General features: G+C 68.8%; 11 protein-coding genes, 1 tRNA gene and 1 pseudogene. 6 read left to right on the top strand and 7 right to left on the bottom strand.

Annotated features, from left to right (window positions below; all coding sequences use genetic code 11):
* Window positions 1-104 precede the first annotated feature (104 nt).
* Window positions 105-1,391 (bottom strand): DUF418 domain-containing protein, encoded by a 1,287-nt coding sequence (locus ACFPQ9_RS11770; protein ID WP_380850920.1) that lies wholly within the window; start codon window positions 1,389-1,391, stop codon window positions 105-107.
* A 216-nt stretch (window positions 1,392-1,607) separates the two neighbouring features.
* Window positions 1,608-2,057: a hypothetical protein gene (locus ACFPQ9_RS11765; protein WP_380850917.1), complete on the bottom strand. Its 450-nt coding sequence runs from the start codon at window positions 2,055-2,057 to the stop codon at window positions 1,608-1,610.
* Window positions 2,058-2,438: 381 nt separating this feature from the next.
* On the opposite strand from ACFPQ9_RS11765, the gene ACFPQ9_RS11760 reads away from it, so the two are divergent.
* Both ACFPQ9_RS11760 and ACFPQ9_RS11755 read left to right on the top strand, forming a co-directional pair.
* Entirely contained in the window at window positions 2,439-3,065 is a 627-nt protein-coding gene (locus tag ACFPQ9_RS11760) for a response regulator (protein WP_380851053.1), read from the top strand.
* Entirely contained in the window at window positions 3,062-4,192 is a 1,131-nt protein-coding gene (locus ACFPQ9_RS11755) for a sensor histidine kinase (protein WP_380850914.1), read from the top strand. The genes ACFPQ9_RS11760 and ACFPQ9_RS11755 overlap by 4 nt, the downstream gene beginning before the upstream one ends.
* A gap of 604 nt (window positions 4,193-4,796) precedes the next feature.
* Here ACFPQ9_RS11755 and ACFPQ9_RS11750 read toward each other — a convergent pair.
* Entirely contained in the window at window positions 4,797-9,233 is a 4,437-nt protein-coding gene (locus tag ACFPQ9_RS11750) for an HD domain-containing protein (RefSeq protein ID WP_380850911.1), read from the bottom strand.
* A gap of 13 nt (window positions 9,234-9,246) precedes the next feature.
* Window positions 9,247-9,582, bottom strand: a complete 336-nt coding sequence (locus ACFPQ9_RS11745; RefSeq protein ID WP_380850908.1) for a Pepco domain-containing protein — start codon at window positions 9,580-9,582, stop codon at window positions 9,247-9,249.
* A 197-nt stretch (window positions 9,583-9,779) separates the two neighbouring features.
* Here ACFPQ9_RS11745 and ACFPQ9_RS44670 point away from each other — a divergent pair.
* Window positions 9,780-10,350: pseudogene (locus ACFPQ9_RS44670) on the top strand (tyrosine-type recombinase/integrase); the annotation flags it as partial.
* 30 nt (window positions 10,351-10,380) lie between these two features.
* Here ACFPQ9_RS44670 and ACFPQ9_RS11740 read toward each other — a convergent pair.
* Window positions 10,381-10,454: transfer RNA gene (locus ACFPQ9_RS11740), tRNA-Gly, on the bottom strand.
* 547 nt (window positions 10,455-11,001) lie between these two features.
* On the opposite strand from ACFPQ9_RS11740, the gene dcd reads away from it, so the two are divergent.
* The 3 genes from dcd to ACFPQ9_RS11725 all read left to right on the top strand — a co-directional run bounded on the left by dcd (window position 11,002) and on the right by ACFPQ9_RS11725 (window position 13,076).
* Window positions 11,002-11,577, top strand: coding sequence for a dCTP deaminase (gene dcd, locus ACFPQ9_RS11735; protein WP_380850905.1), 576 nt, complete (start codon window positions 11,002-11,004; stop codon window positions 11,575-11,577).
* Window positions 11,578-11,582: 5 nt separating this feature from the next.
* Entirely contained in the window at window positions 11,583-12,098 is a 516-nt protein-coding gene (locus ACFPQ9_RS11730; protein ID WP_380851050.1) for a phosphoribosyltransferase, read from the top strand.
* 399 nt (window positions 12,099-12,497) lie between these two features.
* Window positions 12,498-13,076 carry a lamin tail domain-containing protein gene (locus ACFPQ9_RS11725; protein WP_380851047.1) on the top strand — a complete coding sequence of 193 codons (579 nt, stop codon included), beginning with the start codon at window positions 12,498-12,500 and terminating at the stop codon, window positions 13,074-13,076.
* Window positions 13,077-13,153: 77 nt separating this feature from the next.
* On the opposite strand, the gene ACFPQ9_RS11720 is transcribed toward ACFPQ9_RS11725, so the two are convergent.
* Both ACFPQ9_RS11720 and ACFPQ9_RS11715 read right to left on the bottom strand, forming a co-directional pair.
* Window positions 13,154-14,137: a Yip1 family protein gene (locus tag ACFPQ9_RS11720; protein WP_380850902.1), complete on the bottom strand. Its 984-nt coding sequence runs from the start codon at window positions 14,135-14,137 to the stop codon at window positions 13,154-13,156.
* 335 nt (window positions 14,138-14,472) lie between these two features.
* Complete coding sequence (locus ACFPQ9_RS11715) at window positions 14,473-15,924, bottom strand: FG-GAP and VCBS repeat-containing protein (protein WP_380850899.1); 1,452 nt, start codon at window positions 15,922-15,924, stop codon at window positions 14,473-14,475.
* Window positions 15,925-16,014: the final 90 nt, after the last annotated feature.

Here is a 16,014-nt window from a genome sequence, read left to right as displayed (position 1 = left end):
CGGCCGTTCCGGCCGCAAGGGCTGATGGGATCGGCCCTTGCGGACCACGGGGGCTGCCGGAGCCGGGGGCAGGCCACGTCGGCCGACTGCCCCGGCCCCCGGCCTCATCGGACGTACTTCGCCGGCTTGGTGGCGGCGTTGAGTAGATACTCCAGGGGACCGCGGCGGAAGAAGCGGGACCAGATCGCGGCAAAGACGATCGCCACCAGGATGTACGTGAGCACGGGCACCCAGGAATTCGCGGTGCCGGCGCCGGAAGCGGGCCATGCGGACTGTGCGAGGAAGTGGCCGACGTAGGCCGTCAGGGACATGGTGCCCACGGCGATGACCGGTTTCGCCAGGCGGCGCAGTCGCGGCAGGCGGTCCATCAGCACCGTCGCGCCCACGATCACGAGGATCGCGAAGCCCACGCTGCCGACGATGTCGAAGGTGGTGCCGGTGTGCGGCCCGGCACCCAGCAGGTCCGAGGCCGACGACACGAGCTGCTCGCCGGACCCGCTGCCACTCGACCCCGCCCCTGAGCCACCGGACCACGAACCCGAACCGCCGGACCACGAACCGGAGCCGCTGGACGACCCCCCGATCCCGCCGAACACCGCGTCCTTGCCCGCAAGCAGCAGGGACAGGCCGTACGCAGCCACGGTGAGGGCGGCGCCGAGCGCGGCAAGGCGCCGCTGGACGGCGGGGGCGGACAGGTCGAGGCGGGCCAGCGCCATGCCGGCGATCAGGAACGGCATCCACGTGATCGTCGGATAGAGGCCCGTGAGCAGCAGATCGACGACTCCCACGTCGTTGAGCTTCTCAAGCGGGTCGTAGGCGTTGATGCTCTGCAGGACGGACCCGCTCAGCCACATCTTCAGGACGAACGCCAGCTGCGGCGTGACGAGCGCGAGCCCCGCGGCGATGATCGCCAGCGTCCTGGCGGACAGCCGCAACAGGGGCAGGGCGAGGAAGAAGTAGACGCCGTAGAAGCCGAGGATGATGACGTCCCCGTACTCGATCGCCAGCACGCTGCCCAGCGCCAGCAGGATCACGGCGCGGATCGCGATCCGGGCCTTCGCCTGGCGGCCGGCGAGGCCGGTCTTCGGCTCACGGCGACCGGCGATCAGCATCAGTGAGAACCCGGCGAGGGTGGCGAACAGGACCGACGAGTGACCGTCGGCCAGGAACCGAACCCACGTACCGACGCCGCTCGTGTTCCCCAGCATCGGGCCGATGTGCACGATGTACATGCCGAACACCGCCAGCGCGCGGGCCAGATCCACCCCGACCAGACGTCCCATCGAGGGACCGCCCGTGACCTTCCCGTCGGACGAGGGCGAGGTTGCGGGCCGTGGAGGCGATGTCTCCCGCGGAGCCGATGTCTCCTGCGGCGGCTGTATCTGTGTCATAAGGACAATCTCGCCGTGCCGTCAGGAAGCGGACCATCCGGCAGGCTTCGGTGACACCCCCGCCGACCGGCCGGGACCACCCCGCCGACCGGCGGACCGGCACCCCGGCCGGTCACCGGGCATGGACGGCCCACCGCCCTACTTGATGACGGCGTTGGCCACCACGACGACGAGCCCGAGCAGCGCGTCCGCCAGGCCGATCCTCAGGGCGGAGCCCTACGTGCGACCGGCGGCGCGGGCTGCGAGCACCCCCCAGGCGAACAGCAGCACCACGTTCACGGCGAAGACCACGTACTCGACGCCCTCCGAGGGCCACCACCCCCAGGCCGCGCCGAGCAGCAGGACCAGCGTCGGCACCGTCGCCACCACCAGCGGCCACTCGGACAGCAACAGCCGCACCCCGGCGCGCACACCGTGATGGGTCCGGTCGCCGCGCAGGGCGATCAGATGCGCGTAGCCGTGTGCCAGGGCCGAGGCGACGGCCGTGACCAGGAGCCACTGGGCGCTGCTGAACCGGTCGGCGGGCGCCGTCTCGCCCTGCTCCGTCAGGGCGGCCACCATGGAGCTGGACAGCACCGCCCCGTACACACCCCCGAACAGCACATGGGGCTGCGCAGCACAGCGGCGCAGAGCACGGACGGACTGACGCAGGTACGAGCGGGGCATGGGTGGGCGATCCTCGAACGGGTACGGAAATCGGCTGCGGCCCGCGGATTCGGGCGGACCCACAGACCGATCTCACGGCACGAGCACCACGGGCACCATCCGCCGGGCCTCGCCCGCCGGCCTGCCGATGGGCCGGAGCGCACCCCCCGAACGGCTGGAGCCGGCCCGCCAGGTGTCCACAGTCCACGGTGATCACGCCACCGCGTACCCTGCCGGACGTACCGTCGGCGGCAGGCGAACACCGTACGAGAACGTGGCCTCACCGATGCGGGGCGTACGGGTCGCCGAGCAGCAGGACAGCGCAGACGAGTGTGAGGCGGAACGCCGGTGATCCGGGTAGTGGTGGTGGACGACGAGGCCCTGGTGCGGTCCGGATTCCGGATGATCCTGAACGCGTCCGACGGCATCGAGGTCGTGGCGACCGCGGAAGGGGCGCGAGCGGCCGACGTGATCCGGCGCGAGCAGCCGGACGTCGTGCTCCTCGACATCCGCATGCCGGACGTGGACGGCCTGACCGTCCTGCGGCAGATCCAGACGCTGCCCGCACCGCCGCACGTGGCCATGCTGACCACCTTCGACACCGACGAGTACATCCTGACCGCACTGCGCTCGGGAGCCGCCGGCTTCCTGCTCAAGGACACCGAGCCAGAACAACTCGCCCACCTCGTACGCACCCTGGCCGCAGGCGGGGTGGTGATGTCCCCGAAAGCCTCACGCGCACTGCTTCGCGGTCACCCGGGGGCGGGAGCACCCCGGGACGCGGACACGGCACGCGTCGGCCTGCTCAGCGACCGGGAGCGCGACGTCCTCGTCCTGGTCGCGGAAGGACTGTCCAACGCCGACATCGGCACCCGCATCCATCTGAGCGCGGGCACCGTCAAGGACCACGTCAGCTCGATCCTGACCAAGCTGCGGGTCTCCAGCCGTGTCCAGGCCGCACTGCTCGCCGAGCGGGCCGGACTGCTCGGCGAGCACGGTGACGACGCGGCACGGGACAACGGACGATGAGTACAGGCAGGGCACGCAGGGCACTGTGGCGGTGGCTGCCGCCCTGGGCGCTCGACGCGGGCCTCGTCGCGCTCGCCGTGCTCGACGCCTGGATCAACCTCTACGACGAGGGAACCCCCCTCATCTGGTCCTGCGTCGCCCTCGGCAGCGCAGCGCTGTTCCTGCGCAGGCGGTTTCCGCTGACCGTCTTCCTGCTGACACTGCCCATGACCCTGTTCATGGACGTGGCGGTCGCGCCGATCACCGCCCTGTACACACTGGCCGCGTCCACCCGCAACCGCCCGCTGCTGGCCGGCTGCGTCCTGCTGAACGCGGCGGCAAGCACCCTCGCCTGGCCCCTGTCCGACGGATTCGCCGGCGACCAGACCTGGACACTCATTCAGTTCGTCTACACGCTGGCCACCGCCACCGCCCCCGTGCTGTTCGGCCAACTCGTCCAGGCCAGACACGACGTGGCCCTCCAGCTCGTCGAGGTCGAAGAGGCCCGGGAACACGAACGCGCCCTGCACGCCCAGACCGTCCTCGCCCGCGAACGCGCCCAGCTTGCCCGCGAGATGCACGACGTCGTCTCCCACCAGGTCAGCCTCATCGCCGTACAGGCCGGAGCCCTCCAGGTCGCCGCCAAGGATCCCGACGCCCGCGAGGCCGCCCGCACCATCCGCACCCTGAGCGTGAACACCCTCGACGAACTCCGCCACATGGTCACCCTGCTCCGAGCCTCCGGCGGCAAGGAAACCGAACTCACCCCCCAGCCCACCCTCGCCGACCTCCAGCAGCTCATCGCCAACAGCGGCATCGAGACCACCCTGACCGGCGGACTCCCACCCGGCATCAGCACGACCGCCCAGCGCACCGTCTACCGCACGGTCCAGGAAGCCCTCACCAACGTGCGCAAGCACGCCCCCGGCGCCCGCGCCGAGGTGCGCCTGTGGCACGACGCGCAGCACTTCGGCGTCACCGTCACCAACACCGCCCCCACCCGCCCGTCCGTCGCCCTGCCCAGCGCCCGGCACGGCCTGATCGGCCTAGGAGAACGCGCCGAACTGCTCGACGGCACCCTCACCGCCGAACCCACCCCACAGGGCGGATACAGGACCGAACTACGGGCCCCCACCCGGCCCGCCTGAGCACAACCCGCCCGACGCAGATCGGCGCCACGGATGACGTCAGGGGTTCGCGTGTCAAGGGTGGCGTCTGAATGCGCGTGAGGCGGCCTTCCGGCCTCGGCTCAGGGCACGCGGAGGGCACGTCACCCCTCAAATCGGACTAGCCGACAAACAAACCCCAGGCCACTGACCTGGGGTTTCATCATGGAGCGGGTGACGAGAATCGAACTCGCGCTCTCAGCTTGGGAAGCGACGGCGCTTGAGGTGGGGAAGAGCTTCTGACCTGGAGATTCGTTGCCTACAGGGCAAATTTGCGGGGCGGTTTCACACCGCTGTTTACCGGGGTTGCCCGGTCTTATGGGCACGCTCTGGGCACGAAGCCCATGCGAGGCCGCTCTGTCGAGACGCGGCGGGCCCGTCGAGGTTCTGTTCTGCGGACGCGGGAGCCCGCTGACACGTCGGCTTCGCGATGCACATCTGCCCTGGTCGCCTTGGCGGTTTCGCGACGACACCCCCATAAGGCTCTGCCAGATCTGTTCGGGCCTGATGAGGTACGGATCCACCTATGGTGAATGCGATGGCCGTCCGACTCCTGTTCTTCAGCGGCTGCGGCCTCATGCATCGTTCACCGCGCATCGGTGAACCACTGCTCGGCGTCGTGACGGAAGCCGAGCTCGGTGGCCTTAGCAGCCACCTCGCGGAAAGGCCGGTGCACCATGATTGCCGCGGAGGCGATCTCGGCGAGGGTGATGCGGCCGCCTCCTGCGCAATTGGGGTGCGGGAGGGAGGCTGGTTCCTCGAAGGCGTGGATCAGAACCTGGTCGTGGGCGAGGTCCTCAGCGAAGTTGTGGGGGTGGCCCAGCTTTGCGAGTTCGGCCTTGAGCGTGTCGACGGAGCCGCAGGTCAGGGTGGCGGCGACGCGGAGATGGGTAGCCGTGAGGGAGGCGGCGGCGCTCGGTGAGAGCTGAGGGCGATGCCAGCCGAATTCCGCTTCGGTTCTTGAGAAACCCTTGAAAGAGAGGGAACCCGGGCTCACGGTGAGCTGGCCGAACGACGCTGTGACGCCGCCCCGGCTTGGGTGGGAGGAAACGGGGAAGCCCAGCCGGGTCAGTCGGCGCGCCACGACCTTGGGGGGGACGTTCGAAAACCGGATCCCTTCGGCGTCCACGCTGGTCTCCTCAGCCGGGGAGTTCGGCAGGCCACTGTGCCCGTAGTACATGATCAGCCCGAAGAGGATGCTCTGGTCCACCGAGTCGATTTCATCGGCAGCGACAAGGCCATCGCTCGCCTGCTCCGGAATGGTGTAGCCCAGTTCTTCCAGGCGTCGGGCGGCTTCGGCGGGGTGCCCTTGTCGGTACAGATGAGCGAGCGGCACGTATCCACCCGGAGGAATTGGTAGGACACCGGACCGGTAGTCGTTCTGCCAGTTCAGACAAAGCAGAGGTAGATCCTCAGCGGTCGCTTCCGAGAGCGGGCCGAGGGGCACCACGTCGTAGTCAAGTCGCGCCAATCGTTCCGCGACGTGCGAGGGGGCGCACTCCATTTCCAGTGCGATGCTGAGCACCTCCTCGGGTGGCACCGGTTGCTGGGCGGAGCGCCATGAAGGCAGCGCTATCAGCTGCAGCAGTTCTGCTGGACGGTCATCTCCCTGCCTCTCGTAATAGGTGGAGGGCGGGTGCACGGAACGGGAATGGCCGTCACATGCCATGGCGAAGTTGCGATTGGCTTCGGCGAGGTATGTCTCCCAGGTGTCGCTGGTGCTGTGGGCATCGGGAAGCAGCAGTTGCATGTCGGATGGCATGGCTACCGGGACGGAGTCCGCCGACAGGTCAGGGTGGAGCGCGAGCAGCCGCCACCGGATGACAGGCTCCGGCATACAGAGAACCAGCAGGGCGGCCACGACGTCATGGTGGGTCCGGGGCCGGGGGAGGGTGCCGGTCACTGCGGGCAGGAGTACATGGTCAGGTGGGAAGAACCCGGCTCTCGCCACGTTGAGCGTCCAGTCACCAAGCCTCCAGCAGACGCCTTTGTCCGCAGCCCGGGCCACAATCGCATCGGCCAGAGCGCCGTCCTCCTGTTGAAGTCGGCCCAGCCATGGGGGAGTCAGAAAGCATGCGTGGTCCACCAGGTCGTCGACGGCGGCCAGGCATCGGCGGTGCACTGCTCCGCTGTCGAAATTCAGGATTTTCTTCCGGTCGATGGAGAGCGTCACCTGTTCGGTGCCGTGAAGATCGACCGCTCTTCCGAAGAGTTTCCTCTGACCGGAGGAGATCCCATCCACGAGGAGGAAACTCTCGCCGTTCACCCACCACACGCCGTACTTCTCTGCCGCCACGGGCGCGTCATGCATGGAGGGCTCGGGACAGGGGCGGGAGAGGGTGTCACCGTGGGCGTGGAGGGCTTTCTCTCGAGTCCAGACAAAGGGACGGTGGGAGAGCTCGGGGTGCTGCCTGTCCTCGGGCTCCCGGTCGGGGACGGGCTGTTGTTGTGGACGAGATGCTTCCGCGCTGCTTCTTTTGGCGGTAACGAGCGCTCCCGGCTCCCACACCCGGATTTTTCCCTTCCGCGGCGCCTGCACGCGGTACTGCGAGACCCGCAGGTACTGCCCTAGTTCCGTGCCACTGGACGGAATCTTCTGCCCCCGCACACCGTGCAGGCGCACTGTGGTGCCCGCCTCGGCCCCCGGCCCCAGATCCTCCACCCGGAACAGGTTCCCGGGCCCGGCGATGGTCACCTTCAGGCGTTGCCCTGGTCGTCCCTTCCGGTCCAGCCGGCAGGTGCTGATGGTGAGCTCGTCCGCGATCATGAAATAGCTGAGGACGCCGAGGCCGAATCGGCTCACCGGCCAGAACTCAAGTGGCGGGTCGAGGGACGCCCACAGTGCCTCTTCTTCCAGGTATTCCGGCAGGTCCACGTAGCGGGAACCGCCTTGGGAGAAGGAGCGGCTAAGCTCCGTGACGCCCATCCCGATGCCGTTGTCGGCGCATTGCAGGTAGGGGCGGCCGCGGTCGTCCTTTCCCTCGGTGAAGATGATCTCACCTTTCCATTCGGGGACTTGGACACCGGTGCGCTGGAGATACTCCGTGCGAGCGGCGCGATAGCGAAGGGCGTCCAGCGCGTTCTGATACAGCTCCCGGATCGCCAACTCGCGGTTTCCGTAAAGCTGTTCGCCCATCAGGAGTTCCTGGACCCGATCGTCGGCGAGCCGGAACCTGATGCCGCTGGTGAGCTCTGCGGGCGTAGCGGTGCTGAGACTTACCTGCTGGGCATCGGCGTACGTCGGCAGGGAACGTAGCGCCGCCAGTGAACTTCCCCTCTTCGCCGCCTCCTTGTCGATGTCGCGCAGCAGGGTGTCGACTGCGTCGGCGTGGCGTCTGAGGGCCAGTTCGACGGCGGGGTGTTCGCACAGCGCGTTCAGTGACCTTCCGCCTCCGGTGGGCAGCCAACGTGCCCGTCGCAGGGTGCCGTGCAAGGCCTCCAGCGAGACGCTGTCGGAGATGCCGATGTGTTCGACGAGCACCTCGGGCAGGTCAACGGAGTCGATGGCCAGGGCATGAGCTGCTTTGAACAGGCAGGAGACGAGACGCTCCCTGACATCGTGTTCGTGCTCGGTGCTGGGTGCGACGGGGCGTTCGTCGGCAAGCGCGGTACTGCGGGTGGTGCCGGGGGTTGCGACGGGCGCGATGCGCTGTTCCTTCAAGTGGCCCAGGAGTCGCTCGGCGGAGAGTTCCTCCCGGGCCCAGTCCACCACGTGGGCTGGACCCAAGGGCTCGGAGCAGGTCAGGAAACGCGTGGTGAACGCTTCGGGATGGAGGACCAGCCAGCGGTGGAAGCCCCACCAGCAGATGTCCTGTACTGCCCGGTTGGGGTCCTGCTCCAGGGTGCGCAGCCGGCGGTGCAGGCGGGGGAGGGTGTGCAGGAAATCGCTGAGTGCCTCCTCGGACACCTCGCATTGTGCGGCGTGCTGGGCCCAGTGGGTCTGGGAGGCAAAGGGAAGTACGGCCAGCAGAGCCGCTTCGGTGGGCGAGAGTGGAGTGTTCTCCGGGAGGTGGACCAGGAGAAAACCGAGCCGCTCCGTGGTCCGCTCGGCCAACTCGCGGTCGTACCAGGGATCTTCGGCCAAGGCGCGCTCGGCCTCGCCGCAAGCGCGACCGTAGGCGCCGACAAGCCACGCGCAGAACTCCCTTAGCGCCTCAACGCTCGCGCCCCGGGCGGGATCGGTTCGCCTCCAGACCGGGTGACACAGGACCGCATCGGCCCAGGCCTGTTCCGCGCCGACTGCTCGTGCGCCTTCCTCCACCGGCGGGAAGATCACGAAGCCGTCATGGTCGTCCTCGGTGAGTACGCGAATGTGCTGGGCGGCGCCCGGCTTTCCGTACGCCTCGTGCAGAGCTGTGATGCGTTCCTGTGCGGCCTGCCTGAACTCCCGCAGGGAGCTCACCGTGCTGCCGAGCAGCTCCGTGACGGTCCGCGAGAAGAGACTGAACGACTCCCGGGGCTGCGTGCTGGCTTCCTGTACGTCGCGGACGGTGTCGGTGTCCCGAACGTAGCGGGCGACCTCCGCTTTCGAACACGCGTAGACGTACGCCACTTTGCGACGCAGCGTGGCGGCGACTTTGCGGTTGGTCCAGGCAGAGGTGCCCATGCTGTCGCGTTGGATGCCCTCTCGGCAGGCGTCGATCAGGAAGACGATCTGAGCAGCTCGGCAGCGTTCCAGTTCCTCTCGCCAGTCGATCTCGACGCAACCGCTGGTGAACGTGGACAACTCCGGGCGGATGTCCTCGGGCACCAGGTAGTCCTTGCCCTCGGAGTGCACCCCATGGCCGCTGAGCACGATGAGCAAGCGGTCCCCGGGCTCGGCCTCGGCCAGGAAGCCGGTGACCTCGCCGTTGATGACATTGGGTGTGAACCAGGGGGAGCTGGCCAGGCGGGGCGAGTGAAAGCCGCGTTCGGAGAGCGCTGCGGCCATCCGCTCCATATCCCCAAGGACGAAGGGCAGGGCGCTGATCCCCGGTGCTGTGTACTGCGCGACCCCGATGAGCAGAGCTCGATAGCGAGTCAATCCTGCACCGCCCTTAGGACGGGCGCTTGAAGACGAGCGTCAGGCCACGGGTTCCCTGCACCTGGCCGGTCCCCACGAGTTGGACGCCGCCGCCGGCGGTGACCTGGAAGGAGAGCTGGGCCTCGGCAAGCGGGAGCGTTCCACCGCGGGCGGCGGCGTCGGCAAACAACTGCTGCAGCGCATCGACGGTGTCAGCGAGGTTCTTCCGTAGCGGGCCGAGCGGTACGGCGCGCAGGACCGCCTCGCCGTCCCGGCTGTTGAACAGTCCCATTGAGTCGTCTGCGCCGTCGTCTGTGACGGTGACCCAGAACGGCAGCGTCTGCTCCACGACCTCGTTTACGTCGTCCATTTCACAGGTCCTTCCCCCCGCAAAGCCCTGGGACAACCATAGGTGGAGGGAGCCGAGTTGAGCAGCTGATCGGCGGGCTCTGGCCTTTCGCGGTAGCCGCGCCCTGGTCCTTTCGGCGTCCGCACCCGAAAGCCGCACTGCGTCACGCGGTCCGCACGGCTGCACACATGGCAGGGCCGGCGGACCTCTGCCGTTGAGACGCCGACCTCGACAACCTCCTGATCCGTGTCCGCGTAGCCGAGCCGGAACGGACCAGCGGCAAGCGTGCCCCCGGCGAGACCAAGTCCGACGTGGGAGTCCGCACCGTCGTTCTCCCCGTCGTCCTCACAAGGACGTGAAGCGGCATCTCGCCTGGCACGTGGAGAAGGGGCTGGCCGGTCTGGTCTTCGTAGGCGAGAAGGGCGCGCGCCGCTCCGGCGGACCTCCGTCGGTTGGAAGTGGCGACAAGCCTGCGCGGTCGTCGGCCTCCCGGACGGCTTCCGCTTCTACGACCTTCGTCACACCGGACTCGCCCTCTCGACCCGGCCGGGCGCGACCCTCAAGGGCACGACGGTTCGCCCGCGCCGGTCCTCCGGGCAGGCTGCGCTGATCTATCAGCACTCCGTCGAGGAGCGGCAGAGCGATGTGGCTGCCGGCCTCGACAACCTGGTCCGCGCCGAGCGTGCGATGGACGGCTCCGGTGATCCCGTGCAGCCAACGAGGAGGCCGCCGAGTGCTAATGGTGAGGTTGTGGTGCGCGATCGGCCCACCGGTCTAGACAATAGATAACCCCCGGGCCTCTGACCTGGGGGTTTCGCATGGAGCGGGTGACGAGAATCGAACTCGCGCTCTCAGCTTGGGAAGCTGATGTTCTACCATTAAACTACACCCGCGTAAGACGCCCGATTCGGCATGATCCGGAGTCGGTGTCCGATCGCCTGGTCACTGTACCTCATCACCGGCCCCCGGCGCTGATGCCGCGGGGCCTGAGTGCGTTTCAGGGGAGGGATCCGGGTGCGGGGCACCGGAGTTGGGGCGTACCGTGGGGGCGTGTGAGAGGGTCCGGGCGGGGTCGGAGTGCCGCCTGGAGCGCCGTCCCTTTGATCCCGTAATGTGGCCTCTCGTCGTCAGGTAGGCAGCAGCCAGACGTGCCAGACGCGGCTCTTGGGGAAGGGACTCTTGGACTTGATGGAGCGCACCGTCGTCCGTTGTGCCGATGGGCACGTGTTCAGCACCGCTTCGTTCCCGATGCAGCAGGCCGAGCGCCTCGGCCCCGGCCGGCTCGTGCGATGTCCCCGCTGTGCCCGGCTCCGCAGTGTGGTGCCGGTGCAGTTGGAGAAGCAGTAGCGGAGCGGAAGCACACGCGGTACCAGCAGTGACAGCCTGGCGTGCGGGCGGCGCGATTGTCGTCGTTCCGTGCGCCTTGCGTATCCTCGGGGCGTGCTTCTCTCAGACAAGGACATCCGGGCCGAGATCGACGCCGGGCGGGTACGGATCGATCCCTACGACCAGACCATGGTGCAGCCGTCCAGCATCGACGTACGGCTGGACCGGTACTTCCGGGTGTTCGAGAACCACCGGTACCCGCACATCGATCCCTCGGTCGAGCAGGTGGACCTCACGCGGCTCGTCGAGCCGGAGGGCGATGAGCCGTTCATCCTGCATCCCGGGGAGTTCGTTCTCGCTTCGACGTACGAGGTCATCACCCTGCCCGATGATCTTGCCTCCAGGTTGGAGGGAAAGTCCTCGCTCGGGCGGCTCGGGCTCGTCACGCACTCCACCGCCGGGTTCATCGATCCGGGGTTCAGCGGGCACGTGACCCTGGAGCTGTCCAACCTCGCGACGCTCCCGATCAAGCTCTGGCCCGGCATGAAGATCGGCCAGCTGTGCATGTTCCGGCTCTCCTCGCCGGCCGAGTTCCCGTACGGCAGCGAGCGCTACGGCTCCCGGTACCAGGGGCAGCGCGGGCCCACCGCCTCCCGGTCCTTCCAGAACTTCCACCGGACCCAGGTATGAGCGATATGGGCGTCGGCCAGGCACGCGAGAATCTGTCCTACGAGCGGTTCGGTGTCGCCGTCCGTGAGCTTGCGCAGACCATCGCCGACGACGGGTACGAGCCCGACATCGTGCTCAGCATCGCCCGGGGCGGGGTCTTCGTCGCCGGCGGGCTCGCCTATGCCCTCGACTGCAAGAATCTGCATCTGGTGAACGTGGAGTTCTATACGGGGGTGGGGACGACGCTGGAGATGCCCGTCATGCTCGCGCCCGTTCCCAACGCGATCGACTTCACCGACAAGAAGGTGCTGATCGCCGACGACGTCGCCGACACCGGCAAGACGCTCAAGCTCGTCCACGACTTCTGCGTCGAGCATGTCGCCGAGGTGCGGTCCGCCGTGATCTACGAGAAGTCCCACTCCCTCGTGAAGTGCGAGTACGTGTGGAAGCGGACCGACGAGTGGATCAACTTCCCCTGGAGTGTTCTGCCTCCTGTGCACAGGTCCGGGGAAGCGGCCAAGGAGAACCGGGAAGCGGTCTGACCTGCGGCACTTCGCCGGCCGTACGTACTGCTGAGGCTCCGCGCCGACACAGCACACGTTTTCCCTCTGCGCGGGTGCCTCGTTGTTACTCACTTTCGGGTGATGGGTCGATTCCCTGCCGGGTCGCGCATCGTGGTGGGGAGGTGACGCGCCCCAGTGGCCGCAAGGTCTTCCTCCCTGTCCGCATGCCGATACTCGGGCATAGGGGCAGTAAATGGATGTTACAGTCGAGTGTCATAGAAATATGGGCAATCCGTAACAGGGGTGTGCTTGCTCCTGAATTTCTCCACAACGTGGACAAGGTGTGCGTGCGGCCGGCCGGCCGCCAACAACACCGCACCGACTCCCCGGCAGCCCGAACGGCCTCCCGGGGAAGGTGTCCGCACCATGGGAGACCCCTTGTCCGCTTCCGCTCCTGTCAGCGCCCGCCGTCTCGCCGCCGCCGTGCTCGCCGCCGGCGCACTGGTCTCGGTGGCCACGCTGCCGGCGTCCGCCGCCGACCACGTCCGTCCCGAGCGGCCGAAGGTGGAGATCTCGCACGTCCAGTACGACTCCCCGGGCCGTGACGACCGCTCCAACCGCTCCCTGAACCGCGAGTGGGTGGAGATCACCAACACCACCCGCCACACCGTCAACCTTGACGGCTGGACCCTCGAGGACAGGGACGGTCGTACGTACACCTTCGACCACTACCGTCTCGAAGGCCGCGCCACGGTCCGCGTCCACACCGGCGTCGGCCGCGACACCGACAGCGACCTGTACCAGGACCGCCGACAGTACGTCTGGGACAACCGTTCCGACACCGCCACCCTCCGCAACGACCGCGGCCGTCTCGTCGACAGCGAGTCCTGGGGCTACGACCGTCACCACGGCGACTTCCGTCACCACGGGGACGACCGTCAGCGCGGGGACGACCGCCGTCACGGGGACGACCGCCGTCACGGGGACTACCGGCACCACGACGGCTACCGCCGCTGACCCCGACGCCTCTGTCGGAGCTCACGCGTGAAAGGGCCCCCGGCGCCGTGCGCCGGGGGCCCTCTGCGGTCGTGTGACTAGAACGTGCCGAGCTTCACGATCGACAGCAGTGCGATCAGCTGGATCGCGCTCGCGCCCAGGGCCTTGGGCCAGGGCAGGTCGTGGGACTTGGTCACCATCAGAGTGAGCAGGGCGCCGCCCGCCACCCAGGTCGCCCAGCCGAGCGCCTGGACGAGGGGGGCGTCGCCGCCCGCGAACATGGCGAAGACCAGGCGGGGGGCGTCCGTGAGGGACATGATCAGCATGGAGAGGCCGACCGTGGGCTGCCAGGCGCCGTCGCCGCCGAGCTGGCGGGCCAGGGTGTGGGTGACCACGCCCAGGACGAAGGAGGACACCACCATCGCGACGGCCGTGGTCAGGACGATCGGGACCGCGTTGGAGAGGGTCGCGTTGATCGCGTCCTCACGTGCGGTGTCGAAGCCGAAGACCGCCAGCAGGCCGTAGAGGAACGTCACGATCAGGGCCGGGCCCCACATCGTGTAGTCCCGCATCTGGAGGAAGGTCTGGGAGGGCGAGAAGACCACGCCGCGCAGCAGGGCCTTCCAGTGCAGACGGGGGCCGATCGGGCCGGCCGGGGCCGAGCCCGCCTGGTAGGTCCCGCCCTGGGTGTAGGGGTCCTCGCCGACCGAGAACGCCTGGGTGTGGCCCGGGTTGTTCGCCGCGTACGGATCCGGGGCGCCGCCGCCCGGGCCGTGTGCGTAGTCGCCGTCGCCGAAATACTCCGGCTCGCCGTGACCCCCGTGGCCGCCATGACCCCCGTGGCCCCCATGACCCCCGCGGCCTCCGTGACCGCCGGGGCCGTAACTGCCTTGGCCGCCGCCTCTGTTCGCCTGTGGCCAGCCGCCACCGCCGCCGCCTGCGCCGCCGTACGGCTGCTGCGGCGGCGGGGGATAGCCGTACGGCTGCCCCTGGGGCGCCTGCTGCCCGTACGGAGGTTGTTGGGGGCGCGTTTGCGGGGTGCCGTTGTTCCGGCTGCCCCGTCCGATCCTGAATCCAGCCACGCCTTCGAACGTACCTGGTCCCGGAGATCGGTGTGCCGGGCCCTGCGCTCAGGGCCCGGCTTTGCGGCCGACCTGTGACATCCCCTAGGGGGTGCGGAGGCCCTCCTGCGGGTGCCCCGTCGGGGTTCCGCCGTACGGGGGAGGGCCCGCCGGATGGATCAAGATCCCCATCCCTATCCCGATCCCCATCCGGATCCCCATCCCCATCCCCATCCGGATCCCTATCCCCATCCCCATCCGGATCCCCATCCCCATCCCGATCCGGATTCCGATCCCGATCCGGATTCCGATCCCCATCCCGATCCGGATTCCGATCCCGGATCCCCGATCCCGGATCAGCGCAGCATTACCTGCCCCAGCCGCAGGTAGCCCGACGGCAGGCCCAGTGAGCCGGGGCCGAAGCTGATCGCCTTGCTGGTGGTGATGCCGGAGGCGGCGCCGCGCAGGTTGTAGATCGAGCCCGCCGGGTGGTTCTCGCCGTCCGCGCCGACGGACAGGTCGGCGCGGCCGTCCCCGTTCAGGTCGGACAGGCGTACCGACGCCCCGAAGCGGTCGGCGGACTCGGCGGTGCCGGGGACGCCGGCCGTGTTCTGGGTGAAGGACTGGGCGCCGGTGGCGGTCAGTCCGGCGGCCGAGCCGCGCAGCACGGTGACGCTGCCGGCGATCTCGGCGGCGCCGACGTCCTCGTGGATCGTGCCGACGGCCAGGTCCGCGTAGCCGTCACGGTTGATGTCGGCGATGGACAGGGCGTTGCCGAACCAGTCGCCCACCTCGTCCGCGCCCGGGACGCCGGGGGTGTCCTGGGTGATCGTGGCCTGCGGCGACGTGTGGACTCCGCTCGCACTGCCGAGGTAGGCCCTGATGGAGCCGCCGAGGCTGGTCGCGCCGTCGTCGCCGTACGTGGAGGCGACGACGTCGGCATAGCCGTCGCCGTTGAGGTCGCCGACCGTCGCCAGCTCGTAGGCGCCGTTCTTGAGGAACGCCTGGCGGGTGAGGCCGGAGGCGGAGCCCAGGTAGACGAAGGTGCCGTCGTCGTACGTCTCCGCCTGGGTGCCGCTGACGACCAGGTCGGCGGTGCCGTCGCCGTTCACGTCGCCGGCGGCCAGGCTCTGTGAGCCGTAGATGGCGCCGGTGTACAGGTCGGTGGAGAGCTGGTAGCGGGACGCGGCGCCGGACGCCTTGAGGAAGCCGCCCTTGTGGATCCAGATGTCGCTGCCGGTGCTGCCGACGGCGAGGTCGATCTTTCCGTCCCCGCTGAAGTCGCCGACGGTCAGGGACATGCCGTACTCGTCGTGGGCCGACGGGGCCGGGTCGGGGACGACCTGGCCGCCGGACAGGCCGCTCTTGGCGCCCCAGACGATCACGACGGCGCCGGCGTCGGCGTTCTCGCCCGTGGAGCCGACGACGAGGTCGGCGTAGCCGTCCCGGTTCAGGTCGCCGGAGGTGAGGGACTGGCCGAACTCGTCGTCCTGCTCGGCGGTGCCGGGGATACCGGCGGTGTTCTGGGTGATGACGGTGCGGCGGGTGGCGCTGATGCCGTTCGCGGAGCCGTAGTTGACGACGACCGCGCCCGCGTCGGTCTTGCCGCCGACCGGGGTGTACGGGGCGGCGGTGGCGAGGTCGCGGTAGCCGTCGCCGTTGAAGTCGTCGGCGTACTTGGCGGGGGCCGCGGCGGCCGGTGCCGCGGTGAGCAGAGGGGCGGCCGTCAGGGTGGCGGCGACGGTGGCCGTGGCCAGGGCCAGGGAGTGGAGGCGGTTGCGGTTGCCGGTGCGGTGGTGCCGCAGCATGTGGGGTTCCTCCCGCGGGTGTGAGTGGGGTGGGCGAAGAGTGGGGGGTGCCCGGCGCACCCGCGCGTCGGCGCGGGTGCGCGGGTCGGC

The organism is Streptomyces coerulescens (assembly GCF_042657965.1).
Taxonomy (GTDB): Bacteria; Actinomycetota; Actinomycetes; order Streptomycetales; family Streptomycetaceae; genus Streptomyces; species Streptomyces coerulescens.
The sequence above is the reverse complement of the archived record's forward strand: the minus strand, read 5'-3'. Positions and strand labels throughout refer to the sequence as shown.

Coding starts and splice junctions, on each gene's coding strand:
- ACFPQ9_RS11760 (WP_380851053.1), top strand. CDS start 2,439: ATGATCCTGAACGCGTCCGACGGCATCGAGGTCGTGGCGACCGCGGAA.
- ACFPQ9_RS11745 (WP_380850908.1), bottom strand. CDS start 9,582: ATGGACGACGTAAACGAGGTCGTGGAGCAGACGCTGCCGTTCTGGGTC.
- ACFPQ9_RS11730 (WP_380851050.1), top strand. CDS start 11,583: ATGGGCGTCGGCCAGGCACGCGAGAATCTGTCCTACGAGCGGTTCGGT.
- ACFPQ9_RS11715 (WP_380850899.1), bottom strand. CDS start 15,924: ATGCTGCGGCACCACCGCACCGGCAACCGCAACCGCCTCCACTCCCTG.
- ACFPQ9_RS11765 (WP_380850917.1), bottom strand. CDS start 2,057: ATGCCCCGCTCGTACCTGCGTCAGTCCGTCCGTGCTCTGCGCCGCTGT.
- ACFPQ9_RS11755 (WP_380850914.1), top strand. CDS start 3,062: ATGAGTACAGGCAGGGCACGCAGGGCACTGTGGCGGTGGCTGCCGCCC.
- ACFPQ9_RS11770 (WP_380850920.1), bottom strand. CDS start 1,391: ATGACACAGATACAGCCGCCGCAGGAGACATCGGCTCCGCGGGAGACA.